The 19,817-nt window shown below is 41.0% G+C and carries 13 protein-coding genes; 12 read left to right on the plus strand and 1 reads right to left on the minus strand.

Annotated elements, in window-relative coordinates:
* Nucleotides 1–106 precede the first annotated feature (106 nt).
* The 11 genes from ACR64G_RS05130 to ACR64G_RS05180 all read left to right on the plus strand — a co-directional run bounded on the left by ACR64G_RS05130 (nt 107) and on the right by ACR64G_RS05180 (nt 18,975).
* Entirely contained in the window at nt 107–2,542 is a 2,436-nt protein-coding gene (locus ACR64G_RS05130; protein WP_435980440.1) for a dynamin family protein, read from the plus strand.
* The gene (locus ACR64G_RS05135) at nt 2,539–3,453 is read left to right on the plus strand and encodes a diguanylate cyclase regulator RdcB family protein (RefSeq protein ID WP_435980441.1); all 915 of its coding nucleotides are present in this window, start codon (nt 2,539–2,541) and stop codon (nt 3,451–3,453) included. Before ACR64G_RS05130 ends, ACR64G_RS05135 begins: the two co-directional genes overlap by 4 nt.
* Nucleotides 3,446–4,474, plus strand: coding sequence for a patatin-like phospholipase family protein (locus tag ACR64G_RS05140; RefSeq protein WP_435980442.1), 1,029 nt, complete (start codon nt 3,446–3,448; stop codon nt 4,472–4,474). Before ACR64G_RS05135 ends, ACR64G_RS05140 begins: the two co-directional genes overlap by 8 nt.
* 233 nt (nt 4,475–4,707) lie before the next feature.
* Complete coding sequence (locus ACR64G_RS05145; RefSeq protein ID WP_435980443.1) at nt 4,708–11,190, plus strand: DEAD/DEAH box helicase; 6,483 nt, start codon at nt 4,708–4,710, stop codon at nt 11,188–11,190.
* Between the two features lie 10 nt (nt 11,191–11,200).
* Nucleotides 11,201–13,387, plus strand: a complete 2,187-nt coding sequence (locus ACR64G_RS05150) for a 3'-5' exonuclease (protein WP_435980444.1) — start codon at nt 11,201–11,203, stop codon at nt 13,385–13,387.
* 135 nt (nt 13,388–13,522) lie between these two features.
* On the plus strand, nt 13,523–13,684 hold the full coding sequence (locus tag ACR64G_RS05155; RefSeq protein ID WP_435980445.1) for an ATP-binding domain-containing protein: 162 nt from the start codon (nt 13,523–13,525) through the stop codon (nt 13,682–13,684).
* Between the two features lie 10 nt (nt 13,685–13,694).
* Complete coding sequence (locus ACR64G_RS05160; protein WP_435980446.1) at nt 13,695–14,906, plus strand: competence protein CoiA; 1,212 nt, start codon at nt 13,695–13,697, stop codon at nt 14,904–14,906.
* A 265-nt stretch (nt 14,907–15,171) separates the two neighbouring features.
* Entirely contained in the window at nt 15,172–16,041 is an 870-nt protein-coding gene (locus tag ACR64G_RS05165; protein WP_435980447.1) for a PP2C family protein-serine/threonine phosphatase, read from the plus strand.
* A 67-nt stretch (nt 16,042–16,108) separates the two neighbouring features.
* Nucleotides 16,109–17,197, plus strand: a complete 1,089-nt coding sequence (locus ACR64G_RS05170; RefSeq protein ID WP_435980448.1) for a helix-turn-helix transcriptional regulator — start codon at nt 16,109–16,111, stop codon at nt 17,195–17,197.
* Between the two features lie 67 nt (nt 17,198–17,264).
* Complete coding sequence (locus ACR64G_RS05175) at nt 17,265–18,290, plus strand: PD-(D/E)XK nuclease family protein (RefSeq protein ID WP_173239358.1); 1,026 nt, start codon at nt 17,265–17,267, stop codon at nt 18,288–18,290.
* Between the two features lie 40 nt (nt 18,291–18,330).
* Nucleotides 18,331–18,975, plus strand: a complete 645-nt coding sequence (locus ACR64G_RS05180) for a hypothetical protein (RefSeq protein ID WP_435980449.1) — start codon at nt 18,331–18,333, stop codon at nt 18,973–18,975.
* Between the two features lie 42 nt (nt 18,976–19,017).
* Here ACR64G_RS05180 and ACR64G_RS05185 read toward each other — a convergent pair whose 3' ends face one another.
* Nucleotides 19,018–19,338 (minus strand): hypothetical protein, encoded by a 321-nt coding sequence (locus ACR64G_RS05185; protein WP_319051798.1) that lies wholly within the window; start codon nt 19,336–19,338, stop codon nt 19,018–19,020.
* A 249-nt stretch (nt 19,339–19,587) separates the two neighbouring features.
* On the opposite strand from ACR64G_RS05185, the gene ACR64G_RS05190 reads away from it, so the two are divergent.
* Nucleotides 19,588–19,800, plus strand: a complete 213-nt coding sequence (locus tag ACR64G_RS05190; RefSeq protein WP_435980450.1) for a helix-turn-helix domain-containing protein — start codon at nt 19,588–19,590, stop codon at nt 19,798–19,800.
* The last annotated feature ends 17 nt before the right edge of the window (nt 19,801–19,817 follow it).

The raw sequence follows: 19,817 nt of genomic DNA on the forward strand, positions 1-19,817 counted from the left end.
CGAAAATAAATCTTACAACTTCTAAGCAGTAGTATTTCTTATAAATATAAGAAGTAGTATGTACTAAGTGCTTATAAATTTTAACTATTTGAGGATCGAACTAAATATGTACGAATTGGATACTAATTTATTACGTGATGAAGCACAACGTTTATTAAAACAAGAGATTAAAGTATTAGAGCAAATTCAAAGTACACCGAACCTATTAGTTCAAACAAACCAGGAAAACACTCAAACCCTTGATTCTGAATCTATTGTAGAAGCTATTAAGCGTTTAGAGGATGAAAGTTATAAGCTTAATAACCTTGAATTAGTCATAGCTGTAGTGGGAACAATGAAGGCAGGCAAGTCAACTACTATCAATGCTATTGTTGGCATGGAGGTCTTACCGAATCGTAATAGACCAATGACTGCTTTACCCACATTGATTCGTCATACTCGAGGAGTTACTGAGCCGCGTTTAATTTTTCAGAATACAGCACCTGTTAACACCCTAGTCAATGAGTTGAGTGAAAAATTAAAAAATGCGCCTAACAGTCTATTAAAGGAGCTTAACGAAAATGATGACATGCAAGAGCTGCTAGAACAGGTTAGAAGAAAACAATATTTTTCGGAAAACCACGAAGGTAGCGATGCAATTTTTAACTTTCTTAAAAGCTTGAATGACTTAGTTCGCTTATGTACAGAGCTTGAAGTAGATTTTCCATTTTCTGCTTATAGCCGTATTGAGAGTTTGCCTGTTATTGAGGTTGAGTTTATTCATTTAAGCCAGATGGGTCATATGCAAGGCCGTTTAACTTTACTTGATACTCCTGGTCCTAATGAAGCTGGTCAGAGTCATCTGCGACCTATGCTTCGTGATCAACTCAAAAAAGCGTCTGCCATTTTGGCTGTGCTAGATTACACCCAGCTAAAGTCTGATGCTGACAATGAAATGCGTGAAAACTTAGAAGAAGTTGCAAGTGTAAGTGGCGAACGCTTATACGCACTAGTTAATAGATTTGATCAAAAAGATAGAAACAGTGATAGCTCGAATGAAGTGCGTAAATACGTGTCGAGTAATTTAATGAAAGGGCTGATTCCTACTAATCGTGTATACCCCGTATCAGCAAGGTACGGTTATTTGGCAAGTCAAGCTAAGAATGAGCTTGCTATAAATGAATGTCTACCTAGTCACGACACTCATGAGTGGGTTACTGACTTTGCTAAAATAGCAATAGGTGGCTTCCGCTGGAAAGACCAAATTAATGATATTGAGACAGTTACTGCTGCAGCTAATTATTTATGGGAAGAGTCGCAGTTCAACGAACCGCTAGAACATGTGATTCGTCAAGCTTACAGTAAGGCAGCTATTCTTACTATTGATTCCACAGCATCAAAAATGGTTGAGATTGCAGAGAATGCAAAAAATTTCTTAGGTACTCGTAAACAAGCTTTTAAGAAGAGTGTTGATGAGCTTCAACTTAGAATTGTCTCGCTGCAAGATAATATAGATTTTATTCAGAATAAGGAAAAGGCTGTTAGTAAGGATACTAATTCTGCTTTAAATGACGTACGAAAAGGTATTCAAATCGCAGGTCAAGTAGCTCAAAAAGAAACACTGTCTATTCTTGAGACGTACTTTAAAGAAGGTAAGCGTATTGAGCGGACGAAGCAAAAAGAAAAAAAGAAAGGGCGTAGTACAAAACCTAAAAAAAAAGGTACTGAAAGTCCGATGCAAGAACTTGTGAAGCGAATTAGCTTAGGTGGCTATTCTAGTACTTCAGATAGAGAAGAAGACGCTCAAGACTTCGAGTTTAATGACAAACCACTTAAGTTCAAAGACCAAAATGAAGCTGAAGAGCTACTCAACCGTATTGAAGCATCCATTGAGGCAGCAAGTAAAGATGCTGAAGAGACTTTACGTAAGGAGGTCCAGCAACAAATACAATCTTTCAGTGAGAGCTTTCAAGGTTATGTTGATGAAACTAAAAAAGTAATTGACAATATCAAAAAGGATATGGGTGACTTTGACTTAATTATCCGTTTACCAGATGTAAAAGACTTACAGCTAGGCTTTGCTATCGATGAAGTATTAGATGATGCAACACAGAAAAGAAAAGAAAAAGAGACTCGCTCGCGTAGAAAGAGTGGAACATGGGGGAAAATTTGTAGTTGGTTCAATACAAATGATTGGGGATGGGAAGACTATTCAGTCGACGTAGACGTATATTATGTTGATATAAAATCTATCAAGGCGCAAGTCAAAAAAGGAATTGGAATAGCTTTTAGCGACTTGGAGAAGACTCTTGGTTCAACAGTTGAAGCACAGTTAAATGAACAAGCTGATAGCTTTTTTACTGCTCTGACAGCAAAGGTTGAGCATATTCGTGGCGACTTAATAGCTAGTATGGATGATAGGAAAAAAAGTCAAGAAGATCAGAGGCTACTACTAAATAGTTTAGAAGAATTAGAGAAACCTATTCCTCATTTATTGGGCGATAGCGAGGCTATCTTAAAAGATGTACGTGGTCTATTGCTAGGCGTAGGGATAGTAAAATGAGCCAGAACTTACAACCGATAACTCCTGATTGTGTTTTACTAAAAACGCTAACTTCAATACCAGAAAAATTTATAGTAGATTTTGCAAACAGTATTGATGTTACTCGCGATCACTCAGAGGTACAGCGTGAGAGAAACAAGTTTTTTGCTCGCTGTTTTGATGGTTTTACAGGTAAAGATGTAAGACGTCAAAATGAAATTAATACTAACTTAACTAATGCTGTTGAATGTTCATTGACATGGCTAACCGAGCTTACCCAAGACTTAGCTCATACTAATAATGCTATAACACGCGTCAATGAACGAGTTACTAAGTTAACTAGTCAGGTAACATACCTTGCACAGTATTCAGAAAATACTCGTCATAGATTAGATGAGTTGTCGCAAAATCTCAACGATCGCATGCTATGTTTAGATGAAGAGGTTATGCGAATTGGTTTTAATCAAAAAGTAATACTGCATCTTGACCAAGTTTTTAATAAATGGAGGGCTGGGCGTTTAGTAAGTTATTCGCCTGCTGGTCGTTGCTACGCAGCTATAGAAGAGTTACGGTGGGGTGCATTTGGTGATTTCTGCCTCAGTCATACAGGCTCTGAGAGAGATAGCTTTATGCAGCAAGCAGTAGATCGTGCAACTGCACAGCTAGCAACAGATGCAGAAATTAGCACTAGTACTAGATTGAGTTTTTATAGTGGTTGGTTGCAATTGCCTCATAATACTAATCAAGATGACGACTGGCATCAGGCACTAAAGTATTTGGCGAATGGCTTTACTACGGATAAAGCGCCTTTAATTACAACTATTACGCAAAAACTACCAGAAAGGCTAGGAGAGGTTCCTTTATTAGCAAATGCATCACGAATAGCTGAGACAATTGTTGATGAAGTATTTGCGGAGGAAAGTTATGTCTGAACAAATGAAGGTAGGTTTAGTACTCTCTGGTGGCGGTGCTAAAGGAGCTTATCAAGCTGGTGTCCTGCGAGCTTTACAAGAATTAGGTACTCAGATTGATATGGTGTCAGGCGCTAGTATTGGGGCGCTTAATGGTGGGATACTAGCCAGCGCACCAACACTTATTGAAGGTATTGAGAGAATTGAAAAACTTTGGAGTATTTTGGCTGAAACCTCTCCTATTCAGTTAAATTCAATGAGTTATATAAAGCTTGCAGTATCTGCAGGAGCTACATTAGTACCTAGCGCCCGTTATCTGATGTTAGCCCTCGGTGTATATGACGAGGCGATTCTATCAGATACGCCCTTAACAGAGTTAATGAATGAGTATCTTGACACCAATGAGCTCGCTAAGGGTCTTCCTCTTTATGTGTCGGTTTATAGAAGTTTAGGCGCAACAATAGATATTGGCCGCTGCTTTTTAGCTGCAACTGAATTAAAAGATACTCCAGACTCTGAGTTTTTACATGTTCAGTCATTGCCTAAAGATGAGCAGCGTAATGCTTTATTAGCATCAGCAGCACTACCTAAGCTTTTTAAAGCACGAAAGGTGTTAGGTCATAAGTATACTGATGGGGGTCAAGGTGGCTGGTCAAAAGCACAAGGTAATACACCAATACAGCCTCTGATAGATGCAGGTTGTAATCTTATAATAGTAACTCACCTTAGCAACGGTTCTTTTTGGAGCCGTAACGACTTTCCTGGGGTAACAATTCTTGAAATTCGTCCTCAGGCAACTATGGCTAGAGCTACGGGGCTAATGGGAGGTGCTAAAGATTTGCTAGGCTTTGATACAAGCAAAATCCCATCGTGGGTAGAGCAAGGATACAATGATACTTTACATTGCATAGGCCGAGTAAAGAAAGTAACACAGACTAGGGAGGCACTCAAAGCATCTAAATCTACTTTTGAGGAAAGTGAAAAATATGGAGCAGAAGTTGATATAGCTTTAGATGAGATCTTATCAAGAATGAGAGAGTGAAAATAGTTCTAATGTACTGTTTATAACAGAGTTATGGTTGAACTAAAAGAATGTAGAGATTTAACCCAAGGTCAAATTAAAATAGCGAATTCGAATATAAAAAACACCTAACTATCTTATTGAAAAATAGTTAGGTGAATTTTAAATGCTTATTTTATACGATCACTGATATCTAATTAAAATGCTATCTATTCGCCACTTACCTAATTAAAAGCCAGTAAAAAGGACTATCAATGCTTCCTTCGTCAATTGCTCGTGAAATAAAATCTGAGCTAGAGAACTTTTTATCCAGTAGTTTTCCAATGACTACTGCTGGTTTTCAAGGGCACGGAGAGCAGGGATTGATGGAGCAGTTTTTACGAGATCCTAATCGGCCAAACAACCTGCTGAAAGGCCCTTGGCTTGAGGTGAAGCTGCCATTTCGAACAGCCAGCCACTCAGCTGAGTCGCCATTAACTGAGGTCAAGCTTGGCTTTGCCCCTTATATGCACCAGCAGCGTGCTTTTGAACGATTAGCTACCTTGCAGCCGCAGTCGACACTGGTGGCAACCGGTACTGGATCTGGTAAGACAGAGTGCTTTTTATACCCTATTTTAGATTATTGTTTGCAAGAACGCCGCAAGGGCATCAAGGCTATTATTATCTACCCTATGAACGCATTGGCCACCGACCAGGCGCGCCGTTTTGCCAAAGAAGTATCGAGTCTGACTCCAAAGCTTACAGTTGGCCTGTTTACTGGTGATGGTGGCTCTGACTCTAGAGTGATGAGCCCTGACCAAGTCATTACCAATCAGGATACCTTGCGTGATAATCCGCCAGACATCTTATTAACCAACTATAAAATGTTGGACTTCTTATTAATGCGTCCCAAGGACCAAAGGCTGTGGAAGCATAACCTCAAGACTCAGGATTTGCTGCGCTACCTCGTAGTGGATGAGCTGCACACTTTTGATGGGGCACAAGGGACAGACCTTGCCTGCCTGATTAGACGGCTGCGTGACAAGCTGCATCTACGAGATAACTTGGCCTGTGTAGGTACTTCAGCGACTATTGGTGGGGAAAGTGCACGTAAGCAGCTAGCTGAATATGCCAGTGAGGTTTTTGCTACTAGCTTTGGCTTAGACAGTATCATCCTTGAAGACAGGATTACGGTTGAAGAGTATGTTGAGCAGTTTCGCGAAAACTCTTTACTTAATGCAGAGCAAAAACCAGAGATTATTGTCGATTGGCCAAAAGCACTTGAAAAAGAACTGCTTCCAGGCGCACTGACGCAAGGGGTCTATTTACGTCGCCAAGCCAATTTATGGTTCAGTGTCGATCTTGCTTTGGATGTTGATGACCATGATTCCCATGAGTACAAAGCGGCCTGCGTTGCTTTGGGTGAGTATTTGCATCAGCACACGGCCTTTTTGAGCCTATTACGAGCATCAAACCAGATAGCAGACTTGCGTCAACTGGCTGAGCAGTGGCAACAAGACTTTAATCTAAGCAGCACTGATTATACGCTGGCTTTACTAGACAGCTTAACTGCATTGGTTTCTACAGCACGTATCTGGGCGGACGATTCACAGCAAAAAGTCCGTCCATTTTTACAAGTAAGGGTACAGCTATGGTTGCGTGAGCTAAGGCGTATGTTGGCCAGTGTTAGCCCTGAGCCAAGACTGGTACACTCAGATGACTTGATTGACTCTACATCACCACTGCATTTACCTATCTTACATTGCCGTGAATGTCATTCTGCCGCTTGGGGTGCCATGTTACCTCAGGGAGAGCATACGATTAACCCAGAATTACAACGATTTTATGCGGGCTGGTTCTCCCAATCACCAGACTCAGTCCTACTTTATCCCATTGCTGATAATGAAGAAACCCTAGATCAGCAGCAAGCTCGAGAAGTGTTCAAATTATGTACCGAATGCTGCGAATTGAATACGGTGCAACATAATCAATGCCAAAACTGTGAACAGCCCTTGCTCAAAGTATGGATCCCTAATCTGGTCAAACAAGTTGAGCGCGCTGGTCAAACCAAAAATATCCGCACGGATGACTGCCCGCGTTGTGCCGCTAGTGGCAGCTTGATGATATTGGGTTCACGAGCAGCAAGTTTGGCCAGTGTGGCTATCAGTCAAATCTATGGCTCTCACTGCAATGATGACCATAAATTAATTGCCTTCTCTGATTCAGTACAGGATGCAGCGCATCGTGCTGGTTTCTTTGGTGCACGCACTTATATGCAGACGGTTCGTCAGGCACTGGCTCATGTGGCTCGCAATGAAGGTGATAATATGGCGTTGTCACGGTTTATTGATGAAGTGCCAAAATACTGGCAACGAGAGTTCAATAATGATGCAGGCTTTATTGGCACCTTTATAGCCCCCAATATGCAGTGGCTGTCTGGTTATCAGGATTTAATAGAGTCTAAAGGTGCAGTCGTTAGTAAGTCTCTACTTGAATTGGTTGCTCAGAGGCTTCGATGGGAGGCACTAACTGAGTTTGGGCTGCGTTCAAGAATAGGACGCACATTAGAGCGCTCCTCGGTGGCAGTGATTCAACCTGATCCAGATGCGTTAGAAGATTGTATAAATCAGATATTGCGTCACTGGCAGGAGGAGTTAGAGCAGTTTCGTTATTTAAAGGTAGAGCAAGTTCGAACTTTCTTATTGGGTTTTCTAAATCGATTGCGTCAACAAGGTGCCTTTTATGATCCAATCTTAGACAGCTATGTAAGAGAGGGTGGCACAACCTATCTGTTGTCTCGTATTCCTTGGTTACCAGGCTTTGGTTTTTCATCAAAACCGCCTGCAGCACTAACCTTTACACCCGTTAATAACAATTTCCAAAACCTAGTAGGTAGAGGTTCTCAGTGGTATCAAGATTGGTTCAATAAGACAATAGCTTTCGACAATATATTAGCCTCTGCTGAGTATGAACAAGCGGCACGTATTTTAATCAATACGCTTAATCATCATGACTGGTTGATAGAGAAAGACACAATCAAAGGGGAGGGTGCTTGGTTATTAAATACCGAATATTGGCAAGTAGTAACCTCGGTTGCAACGATTGCTTGTAATTGCTGTGGTAGCCGTCAAACAATCTCACTACAGCATCAAGCTAATTGGAATGGCATGCCTTGCCTACAAAGTGACTGTAAAGGCTCTTATGTACCCGTGAATAGCGGTCAGATAGGGCAGTTGGCTTATCGGACTTCACCCAAGCGTTTGGTAACCAGTGAACATACAGGACTGCTAGAAGGCAAGGATCGTTTGGCTATTGAGCAATCCTTTATTTATGGAGAAAACGCTTGGGACGTTAACTTGCTATCGGCAACACCCACCTTAGAGATGGGTATTGATATTGGTGATTTATCCGCTGTATTGCTATGCTCTGTGCCCCCTGCGCAAGCCAACTACTTACAGCGCATTGGTCGTGCTGGTCGTAGTAATGGCAATGCGTTAGCACTCACTATAGCCAATGGTAGTAATCATGATAACTACTTTTATGAAGACCCATTAGAGATGATTCAAGGGGATGTTGCTACCCCTGGTATCTTCTTAAATGCAATGGCGGTATTGGAACGTCAACTCATTGCCTATTGTTTTGATCGGTGGGTCGCAACAGGAGTCAGTGAAGATGCGATCGCTCCAACGATGGGCTCGGTGTTAAACAGTTTGCAAGGCAAAGGAAAAAATACAAGCAATGGATTGGCCATCCAGAGATTTCCTAATAATCTGCTTAGTTTTATCGACGAGCATCAAGAGCAGATTTATAGTAGATTTATTCAGTTGTTTAAAGAGCTGGACGAAGAGGGGCAAGCACACTTAAAGGATTTCATTGGCTTACAATACTCAGGCAATGGGCAGGGAAGAAAATCGCTATCTGGAGAACAAGCAGAGCATACGCCGCTAAGCTGGCGTATCGTTAATAGGCTAAAAGAGTTATTAGACAGCCGTGAGAGCCATAGAAAGCGCGCTGCAGATCTGAAGAAGAACTTTGAAGTGCTATCAAAGCAGCCGGCAGACGATGCACGAGATCAGACGCTTGGGGACTTAAAACGAGAACGTGATGCATTGCTATCATTAATGGGCAGTATTAATAAACAGCCAACGCTCAGCTTCTTTACAGATGAAGGGTTGTTACCGAACTATGCGTTCCCTGAAGAGGGTGTTACCTTAAACTCAGTCATTGTGCGTAAAGTCGACCAAAAAGACAGGACTGGCTCTGATAAGTCTTCTGAGAAAAACAGTTATGAGCAAGTCTCTTTAAAATTCCAGCGCTCAGCACAAGCTGCGCTCAATGAGTTGGTCCCCGAAAATGTCTTCTATGTATCTGAACATAAGATTAGTATTGAGCAGATCGATCTGCGGTTGTCTGAGCCTAGTGAATGGCGGATGTGTCCTAGTTGCCACTACACTGAAGATATAACTTTATCGGGTGATAAGCACAGTGCATGTCCGCGTTGTGGTGATCCTTATTGGGCGGATATCCAGCAAAAGCACAATCTGCTTAAGTTACGCCAAGTTTATGCACGTGCTAACTCTCGCTATGACCGTATTAGTGATGACAGTGATCAGAGAGAGCCTAAGTTCTTTCAGCGTCAGTTATTGATTGATATTGATCCCATAAACTGTCGCAATGCCATGCGTATTGATAACCCTGAGCTACCTTTTGGTTTTGAATACGTCAGCACAGCTACTTTTAGGGAAGTAAACTTTGGCGAGCAGTTTGGAGAGTTTAATAGCTTCTCTGTCGCTGGTAAGAGCAGCTCAAGAAAAGGTTTTCAGATATGTAAGTATTGTGGCATGGTGCGTCGTAAAAAGCTTAAGAAAGGGCAGTTTGCTCATGCTTTAGATTGTAGGCTGGCACGTCCTGGTGCTATTGAGTCTGAAAATGACTGGTTTGAAAGCCTTTATTTATATCGTGAGCTTAAGTCAGAAGCCATCCGCATTTTATTACCTTTAGCTGACGTAGCTGAATCAGAACAGGCAAGATTGTCTTTCATTGCTGCTATTAATTTGGGGTTAAAAGAGTATTTCCATGGCGCGGTACAGCATCTTGAAGTTACTGAAATGCGAGAATCGAGTTTATCTGGTAGCAAACAGTACTTGGTGATTTATGATCGTATCCCTGGCGGTACAGGGTACTTAAAGCAGTTAATGGTATCTCCCACAGCTTTATTTACAATGTTGGAAAAAGCGCTGAACCATCTAAGTACTTGTAAGTGTGTGAATGATGAGAATAAAGATGGCTGTTATAGCTGTATTTTGGCTTATCGCAATAGTCATCATAGACAGGATATCTCACGACAGGCTGCGGTTAAGCTACTGACACAGATTCTGCATAACAAAGATAAGTTAGTGCCTATTGATGCTTTAAATGAGGTACCGACCAATCATATCTTAGAGAGTGCTTTGGAAGAGAGGTTTGTTCAGGCGCTGGGCAAGCAGTTTAAAGTGATAAAAGAGCGTATCAATAATAAGCCTGGCTATCTTATTGATACGGGATCAAGTATGTGGCAACTAGAGCCACAGGTTGAGTTTGGTAAAGATGATGGGGTGTTAGAAACCCGTGCAGACTTCGTGTTGCGTCCGCTCAAAGAAGCAGAACGTACTCAAGATAACGAGCTGATTATTTATACCGATGGTTATGAATATCACAGAGATATTGTGACAGACGACTTGCGGAAAAGACTCAGCTTATTACGCTCTGGTCGAAAAGTCTGGGTACTTACTTGGGATGATTTGGACAATGAAAGTACGACCAAAACAGTCAGCCAGCCACGTCTACTATTAGATTGTACAAAGGAGTCTAGCCCAGGTTGTCGATTATGGAATACGATTGCTCCGAGGCACTCATGGAGAAACTTAAAAGAAATCCGTGGCTTATTAGAGCAAGGAAATTTTGAATGGCTGAAAGCATGGCTCACAAACTCGAAACAAACATGGCAAGAGCTGACCGAGTCTGCATTATGCTTGTCTTTCCTACAGCTGGTACCACGTCGACCACAGTTGGATGAGTTTGTTGCGAATCAGATAGAAAACAATACCAATTGGTATGAGGCAGTTGTCGACAGCTTACCGAGTGATCCTAGTAACTGGGGCGTTGTTGCAGATAGAGATAACCATTCGAATGCTTGGCATCTGCTCAGTTATATTGAAAAGGATCATATAGAGTCATTAAAGACCGACCAGCCAATGTTACACATTTTTATGAGTATCAATGATGCTGTATTCAATAGTCAGCATTCTAAAGAAGTAAAAGAAACGTGGCGACGAATTTGGCAGGCTTATAACGTCTTACAGTTTGCGCCAAGATTTCATCCAGTCACAGAATCAGGTCTGCAAGTTGGCTTATTTACGGATTTACTGGGAATGGGTACGGAGCATCAAGAATCTATCGGAAGCACTACCGCAAGTTATGATGTAAATAGAAGTGCTTTAGATAAAGAGTGGGTTGATATTCGTGAGCTCAGCGAATTAACGAATGATGAGATTATGTCTTTACAAAACCTTATAACAGTAGCGCCTGAAGTGGGAATTGACTTAACGAATGAAGAGGGTGCCACAATAGGTACCGCTGAATTAGCATGGTTTGATCGTAATATTGCTGTATTTATTGAACCAGTTGATGAGTTGCCAGAGTTAAAAAATTGGTTACTTATTTCATTAGAGTCTGACAACTGGTTAGAGCAGTTAGAAACGGCGCTAGGCGCTAATTAAGGAGTAGAGTATGGCTAAGGTACAGCCCAAAGTAGCGTTAGGGGACGGCTTTCTTCAGGCTTTTGCGAGCATTCCTCGTAAAAAGCAAAAAGCAGTAATGAACTTTGTCAGTAAGTTTCGTGCTGATCCTCGAGCATCAGGCATTAATTATGAATTGATACGAAATGCTCGAGATCCCAACTTTCGATCTGTACGTATTGATAGAGACTATCGCGGCATTGTACTTAGCCCAGAGCAGGGAAATGTTTATATCTTACTATGGGTAGATAATCATGATAATGCTTATACCTGGGCGGTGCGGCATCGTTGTCAGATTCATCCAAAAACAGGATCTCTACAATTATTTGAGGTGGAGCATGAATTAGAGAGTGTTGAGGAAGATGCACAACCCCCTGTTGTAGAAGCTAATGCTCTACAAAACCAGGCTGAAAAGGTGAGTGCAGCTGTTGACGCAGCACCATTGTTTGATTTAGAAGACGATGTGTTATTAAGGATAGGTGTCCCGCAGGAGCGCTTAGCACTAGTACATTCTTTGACTAGCGAAGTGGAGCTAGAGAGAGTAGAGCGCCGATTACCTATTGAAGCATTTGAGGCACTATATCTATTAGCAGCAGGGACGCCCTTAGAGGATATTGTTCAAGAATACTCGGTCTTGAAGTCCAAAGAGCCTGTAGACACGGAAGATTTTGAGAGAGCATTAGATAACCCAGCGACACAGCGTCGATTCCATGTTCCTGAAGATGAGCAGGAGCTAGGTCGTATGCTTAATGCACCTTTAGAGCGCTGGAGAGTATTCTTACACCCTTCACAGCGTCAGCTGGTAGAGCGAAACTGGAATGGTCCAGTACGAGTTCTAGGGGGTGCTGGTACAGGTAAAACGGTTGTTGCTATGCACCGTGCACGCTGGTTAGTTTCTCAACCAGATTGGCCAAAAGATGCTCGTCTGCTGTTTACCACATTTACGAGTAATTTAGCTTTAGATATTGCAGATAATTTACGCAAGATATGCACGCCTGAGCAAGCCCAGCGCATTGAGGTAGTTAATCTTGATGCATGGGTCAGTCAGTTTGTTAAGCGTAATGGTTATCAATCTACCATTATTTACCCTGGTGGCAGAGATAGACACTATGAAAACTGCTGGAGCAAGGCAATGGCTTTAGTTCCTGGCGAGCTTGACTATCCTGATAGCTTTTATAAAGAAGAGTGGCAGCGGGTTATTTTGTCTCAGCAAGTGCGTAGTCGTCGAGAGTATTTTAATGCTAGTCGTATTGGTCGAGGTGTTGCGCTAAATAGGCGACAGCGAGCAGATATTTGGCCTGTTTTTGAGGAGATGCGAGAGCAGCTGGCGAGAGGTGGGTTTGTCACTGTAGAAGATGCAATGCACCATGCCCTAGATTTAATGCAAAGTGGTGGTGATAAACGTAGTTATCGTGCTGTCGTCGTAGATGAAGGGCAGGACTTTACATCTGAGTCATTAAAACTGTTACGCGCACTGGTTCTAGAGAATCAGAATGATATGTTCATCGTTGGGGATGCGCATCAACGTATCTATCAACGTAAAACAAGCTTTAGTCAGTGTGGTATTAATATCATAGGGCGTGGTCGTAAGTTGAAAATTAACTATCGTACTACAGAACTAATTCGTCGTTATGCGACTGCTTTATTAGAAAATGTAGATATCGATGATCTAGATGGTGGTATCGATAGTACAAATGACTACCGCTCATTGGTATTAGGCCAAGAGCCTGTTGTTCAAAATTTTACAGATATTGATAGTGAGATACAGTGGTTAGTACAGCAGATTGAAAAGTTAAAAAATGAAGACGTTTCTCTTTCAGAGATATGTTTTGTTGCACGTACGAATCAATTATGCAAATCGTATGCAAATATTTTACAAAGTCACGGAGTGCCTACTCATACACTTTCTCGCCAAAAGTCAGACGATCGATCTAAAGAAGGGGTACGTCTAGCTACCATGCATCGTATTAAAGGGTTGGAGTTTAGATGCGTCATGATGGTGGGTATTAATAAGGGGGTAGTGCCATTAAACATTGCAATAAATGCATCGGAAGATGTAGTAGAGCAGCGTCTATCAGATGTTAATGAAAGGGCTTTATTTCATGTTGCAGCAACTCGTGCCGTTCGATATTTATATATTTCTAGCCATGGTACGCCGAGTGAGTATTTAGGTGGTTGAAGTCTAAGATAGGTTGTCTTACGGTTAAAACCCAAATATGAATCATGCCACCTGAATCTTACTAAAAATAGTAGGAATACGATAAATCGTGTCAGAAAATATTTAATTAGCTTTTTATAAATAATGTAGGATAACGTGCGTATCCATAGTGATTTCAACGAGTCACTCTTTAATGAGGACGGTTCTGCAAAAGATGTTCTTGATAAAGAGTACCACCTATTATATGTTGCCATGACTCGCGCTAAGAAGAAGCTATATGCCACTAATATCGCTAAAGTAATCGGAATCATACAGTAAGGGTAACGAGATGGCGTTTGTTTGCTTAAAAGACAATCAGACTATTTATAGTTTTCATTACGCCTTAAAGGACTGGATTGCTTTGAAAGAGGATAAGCACTCTTCTTTCAAAATGTCTTGTTGCAACACGCCCGCCATCCTTAAAACAAGTAAGCTTGGCACACAGTTCTTTTCTCATAAAGCCAAGCCTACCGATACAGATTGCTCAAGCGGTGGTGAAACGGCTGAGCACATACATATCAAGTACCTGGTCAGTAAAACTCTGTTCGAATGTGGTTGGAATGTGCAAGTCGAAAAACGTGGTGTATCAAGCAAGGGCGAGGAATGGATAGCGGATATCTATGCCACTAAAGGCAAGGCTAAGATCGCCATTGAGGTGCAGTGGAGCCCGCAAGCATTTATTGAAACCAAACGTCGTCAACAGGTTTATAAAGACTCAGGTGTTAGAGGCTTATGGCTGCTTAGAAGTGGCTCAATCAAAGATAGAAATGCCATTACCGGTGATTACTTGTATAAAACCAAGGATGTGCCAGTATTTTCGGTCTACAAAAACAAAAAAGAGCCTGGTAGCTCCTACAAGGTTTTCAATGTCAATCAGGAAGATACCGAGGAGGGTTTGATTTATGAGCGTTTTGAGCCGATTGCGTTGGATTTAGGGGATTTCATCTCTATGATGATGTCATCACAGATAAAGTTTTATGCAAAATACAGCCGTAGCACAGAGTTGTTTTTAAAAATCATTAAGCAAAAATGTTGGGCTTGTAAGAGAAGCATGAATAGCGTGGCCAAGGTTGTTTATAGAAACACCAATTATGGTGTGCCTTACGAGGATCGTCGTTATAGCGGTCATATAACAGATTGTGACAGTGACACCATTCAGGTTATCAATAACAACCTTGCTCAGACTTATGGGTTTGCGCCTCTAAAAAGCATGTATAGCAAAACAATGGGCGGCAGCTTCGTGTCTAACTCATGCCCGCATTGTGGTGTTTTGATGGGTAACTTCTTTACTGAGCGAGCATTCATTGAGGCCCGCTACCATAACCGCGTCATACAAACAGATAGTATCAATATTTCTAGAACACCAGTCATCGTAAATGGCAAAGAAATGGAAGTCGACTTTGAGCGCGGTGAGTGGGTACTACTTAACACCTTGCCTAAACAAACCCCGATATCATTCAGGCTACCTAAGAATTTTGTAAAACTGACAAAGCCCTGTTAAGCGTTTGCTATTATAGCCTAGCAGGGTTTCTTTGTGCCAAATCGTACTAGGCGCATATCACTCTACTCTATGAATACTGATAATGCGATATCCTAAAAAAGGACAGAATAGTCACCTGATGAGTAAGAGGAAATTAAACATCACCTTTATAAGTTGTCAGTCACTCGTGATCAATATCGACTCAAAATATCGCATAACCTAGAAAAAAATTACTAGGTAATCTACTATACTTGTCTTAACGATAATCACTGATGAGCGAGTGAACATGACAGCTATTTTAATTGATGAGGATGAACCTCTTATTGAAACAATAGCCCATGCCTGCGCCATTACCTTTAAAGGCAATGCCAGCAACGGACTACAACAAGACGCATTTTTCTTCTTAGATCACTGGTATCAAGAGGATTTAGGAGTGATGCCAGCGACCCAAGTTGTTGCTCCATTTTGCCTTGCCGTATCGGACGGTGTCGGTAGTTCTAACCAGTCACAGCACTGTTCAAAGGCAGTTGTCAAAGCAATTAGATCACTATGGAATGACGATCAAGTAAACGTCCGAAACATGACCTCAGATCGTATCTATCAACAACTGAGCCAAACCAAGCACACCAAAAAACGCTATGGTGCTGCGTCAACTCTCGCAATGATCATCGGCGCGCTGAATGATGACGACTCAATCAATATAGACATCACTCATGTAGGTGACAGCCGTGTGTACTTGCTAACAAAAGAATCAAAAGAATGGCAATGCTTGACTCGTGATCATAATCTGCTTAATGAGCTGGTAGATGAGCAAGCGAAAGATGAAGATCGCCAAGTAGAGTTTACGGAGTACAATCGCACAGGTATGGCAGGCAGCTTATATAGCATTACTGAATGCTTTGCTTTAGCAGTAGATAGTGATGACCCAAGCAGCGAGCCACCTAAAAGTATAAGGCAAAACATCACGGTACAATCAGGCAATAGTCTCATTGTCTGTACTGACGGTGTTCATGACTTAGTGCCAAGTAATGAATGGGCGCGTATCGATAATCAAACGGATTTACAGGAGTGGCTACAGTCGCTTAGGAATCAAGTGTATGACTCAGATGGTCATGCTTATGATAATGGCACGGCGATTGTGGTGCGGTTTGATTAACCTTTTTATAAGAGCCTACTTTTAAGATGACAGTTTGATAGATTCTATAACCTATAGAGTAGCTTATATGTCTACACACCCAATCGCAACCTACAAAAAATCAGCCCGTTTGTTTGCGCTCTATCAGCGCTTGCCACGTAGTAAAGACAAGGCAATATCACTCACAGAGCTAATGAATGTTTATGGCAATAATCCTAACCATTACGCAAACGAGCGCAAAAATTTAGAGAACGATCTAACAAGTCTCAATCAAATATTCAATGACGTTTTTCACAGCGATGCTTTAATGCGTCTGCCAGCTTGGGGACGGAATATCAGCGGACAGACGGCAAGGTTTTATATTGAGCCAAGCTTTAGTATTGATGTCATTAATGAGCAAACGGTGTTCTTTTGGCAAATGCTTGATAAATATACCGCAAACTATTTACCAACGTCTTTCAAGCAAAGTATTAGTGAAAAGCTTGCCCAGTTAGATCGTCAAGATAAGACCAGCTTCAATCAAAGCAGACTAGGGCAGTGGCAAAATCATCTCATTACCCTGCCAAGTATCGTACAAGCACCAAAGCTTGATAGTGACGTGCTCGCTAGTATCCATCAGGCGTTATTACACAACAAGCAGCTTCAAATCAGCTATCAAAACAAATGGCGTAACAGTCCTACAATCAGGGTAATCTATCCTAAAGGACTTATTTTTATCGACAATATGATCTATCTTACTGGGTTTAATCCAACGAGTGATCATATCGGTGATAACGTCCTGTTGAAGGCACATCGTAATTTTGCAGTTAATCGTATTGAAGCAGCTGAAGTAACAGAGCAGTTGGTACCGGACTGGGTAGTGCGCAATGCTTTTACTCTTGAGAATCTACGTAAGCTAGGAAAGTTGGAATTGAATAATGGTTTAAAAATCGGACTGGTTCTAAAGGTGCAAAAATATGCCTGCCAGCATTTATATGAGCGGCCGTTATCATCTACTCAAACGATTACGGTTATCGATGACACTTGGAACGAAGTGCGTGCAACAGTTGCCAATACGCAGCGCTTGCAAGACTGGCTGGTTAGTATGTCGCAGTTGGCAGTGGTGATTGAGCCTAACGAGTTAAAAGCAGTAATTTTAGAGCGCCTAGAAAGTGGAATGAAATTATATACAAAATAGCTGATCAAGAGTTTTACCAAAATCACTCAAACACAAATACATTTTTTAATTTAATCAAGGGGCTAGAATGACCACACCTAACTTATTTAAATTTGCCACCTCTGAATTATCACAAGACGCTTTTATTTGTTGGCTTCTTTCTTGGGCAGACCAAGACTATCAGACAGGAAGCGATAAGCATAGAGCGCTAAATAGATTAGCAACCAGTGTGTTGGCGTTATTCTTCAAAAAAGCGGGTAAATCGCTACCAAGTCGTATTGATAAAGTAGTAGTAAAACGTCAGGTGAGTAATATTGATGTTCTTTGTATTGTTAATGACACTTACTGTGTATTAATCGAAGATAAAGTAGGTAGTTTGCAGCATTCCGATCAGTTGGTTCGATACAAGCAGTTTATGCTTAATGGACACGCTCAAACCTTTACAGAAGATAAAATCATTCCTATTTATTTGCAAACGCATGATCAAAGCAACTACAAAGCTGTGTTAAAGGACGGTTTTTATCCAGTAACTAGACAAGATTTATTAGACCTCTTTAATAGTGAACAAAATGCGGCACTGCAAGAGAGTGATATATATAGCGATTATCATAACCATCTGCAGTCTATTGAAGAAGCGGTGCAAAGCTTTAAGTCAAAGCCTGTCAACGAATGGAAAAAACGCGCTTGGATTGGCTTTTTTCAATATTTACAGTCTTACTTAGGAGAAGGCAATTGGGGTTATGTTGCTAATCCTTCGGGCGGCTTTATGGGCTTTTGGGGTTTGGGTCATAGAGTAGAAAATAATATAGATATTTACTTGCAAATCGAGCAAGAGAAAATTTGCTTTAAAATGTCTGTTCCTGCTAAGGAAGGACGAAGTAAGATTAGGAATGAGTTTTATAAACTATTTAAGATAGAAGCTTCTGATTTTGATTTAAAAGTGACTAAGCCAAAGCGCTTTGGTTCAGGTAGGCATATGACCTTTGCTGTATTAGACACAGATATATTTGATGGTAAAAGTTCAATAGATCTGCAACAGGTAGATAGGCTAATGAATGAAGTGCAAAAATTCATTAACCATGCCGTAAATCAGTATAAAAATAAAAACGAGTGATAGTCGCAGTGTCATAATATTTAAAGTAATAAAGGGTCTAATGATGAAATATCAGCTCGATAAATCGAAAGTAGATGACATTCCATGTATCGCTTTATATCGACCAAATAAAGGCCATTATTCGCCATCTGTTATCGCATGTTTTATCCTCAGTGATGGTTGGAATGAGCTGGCATTGCTAAAGCTAAAAGAGAAAGCAGAGGCTGATATTTTAGTAGGCTTACAAACAGATGATCATGAGTATGAACGCTTAGATATCATAGAAGGGGTTATTAGATGTCAGCTAGATGAAGTAAACGATGTCATTAGACTGCTTGATGTTAATTCAGCCAGTACGCTTATCGGTATAGACGTTATAGATATCGAAAGCTTGTTCAAGCGTGGTTATTCATTTCAGTTTGTCCAAGCAATTGCCACAGGTGAGCCTGAATCAGATATGATAAAAACAGCTACATATAAGATGATTGGTCTACTTACCAACGCTCGTAATACTAAAGGGGTGCTTATTGGGACGCAGAGCGTGCAAAGTCTTCCACTGGAAGCCTTTGCTTATATATCAGATGCTATTGAGGAGTTGTTGTCTAATGATAATGCATTTACTTATCTCAGCTCAAGTATGACTGAAGAGCCTGACTGTTTTCGTTTAAAGGCGGTTTATGCTGAAGAAAAACAAAGCCACACGTAATAAACGTATGGCTTTGGCTGCTACTATCGATTGAGGCTAGTTCTATTTGCTAATAGAGTCTCCGCGCCACATAGCATGCTCACATACTGCACAAAACCAACTCTCTTTTGCCCGCATATAAGCAATATCGGCAGGTACTTCAATAGGACAGGCGTTTCCGCAATATTCACAACACACATCATCTAAGCAAGCGTAGCATTGGCTTACGGTTTCAAATAATGTATGGGTACTAATGCTATACTTTTGACAAAGTAAACTAACATAATCCACATAGCTGATTTTATGATCATAGGCCCAATAATCCTCACAGACCCGTTTGTCCCAAGCGTTTTGTGTCATGCTCCATTCAATGCTGATGCCCACAACGTACTCCTTTTTAATGACCGATACCTATGATTAGCGTTACCTTTTTATAATAATGATATCTATCGAACCAGTCGCACCTATCATCATTAGTGAGCTATTGAGCAGCAAGATAGGTATATGACATAATAAAGCGTTAGTCAGCATAAAATAGTTTTTGACGGAAACTTAGTTATTGCCAACGAGTATTATTCTAGCAGAAAAGTAGTCACTGGCAAGTATTTTTTACTTACCAATAAGGATTTTATTGTGATTTTTTGTAATCTCCCTGTGCTTTTAGCAGAAAGACGACTTCGAGTTGCTGATTTAGTAAGGATGACGGATATTAGTAAATCAACACTTCATAGGATTTATAACGATGAGACGACTCGTATAGAGTTCGACACCTTGAATAAGCTATGTCAGGTATTAGAAGTCACCCCAGGGGATATTTTGAAGTATATTCCTGATGAGAATGAATAAGACTAAGCTTGATAGGA

The sequence above is a fragment of the Psychrobacter sp. DM4 genome (assembly GCF_051307035.1).
In the GTDB taxonomy this organism is placed as follows: Bacteria; Pseudomonadota; Gammaproteobacteria; order Pseudomonadales; family Moraxellaceae; genus Psychrobacter.

Excerpts from the sequence above, each read along its gene's own strand:
- ACR64G_RS05130 (WP_435980440.1), top strand. The coding sequence starts at position 107 with ATGTACGAATTGGATACTAATTTATTACGTGATGAAGCACAACGTTTA.
- ACR64G_RS05135 (WP_435980441.1), top strand. The coding sequence starts at position 2,539 with ATGAGCCAGAACTTACAACCGATAACTCCTGATTGTGTTTTACTAAAA.
- ACR64G_RS05140 (WP_435980442.1), top strand. The coding sequence starts at position 3,446 with ATGTCTGAACAAATGAAGGTAGGTTTAGTACTCTCTGGTGGCGGTGCT.
- ACR64G_RS05145 (WP_435980443.1), top strand. The coding sequence starts at position 4,708 with ATGCTTCCTTCGTCAATTGCTCGTGAAATAAAATCTGAGCTAGAGAAC.
- ACR64G_RS05150 (WP_435980444.1), top strand. The coding sequence starts at position 11,201 with ATGGCTAAGGTACAGCCCAAAGTAGCGTTAGGGGACGGCTTTCTTCAG.
- ACR64G_RS05160 (WP_435980446.1), top strand. The coding sequence starts at position 13,695 with ATGGCGTTTGTTTGCTTAAAAGACAATCAGACTATTTATAGTTTTCAT.
- ACR64G_RS05165 (WP_435980447.1), top strand. The coding sequence starts at position 15,172 with ATGACAGCTATTTTAATTGATGAGGATGAACCTCTTATTGAAACAATA.
- ACR64G_RS05170 (WP_435980448.1), top strand. The coding sequence starts at position 16,109 with ATGTCTACACACCCAATCGCAACCTACAAAAAATCAGCCCGTTTGTTT.
- ACR64G_RS05175 (WP_173239358.1), top strand. The coding sequence starts at position 17,265 with ATGACCACACCTAACTTATTTAAATTTGCCACCTCTGAATTATCACAA.
- ACR64G_RS05180 (WP_435980449.1), top strand. The coding sequence starts at position 18,331 with ATGATGAAATATCAGCTCGATAAATCGAAAGTAGATGACATTCCATGT.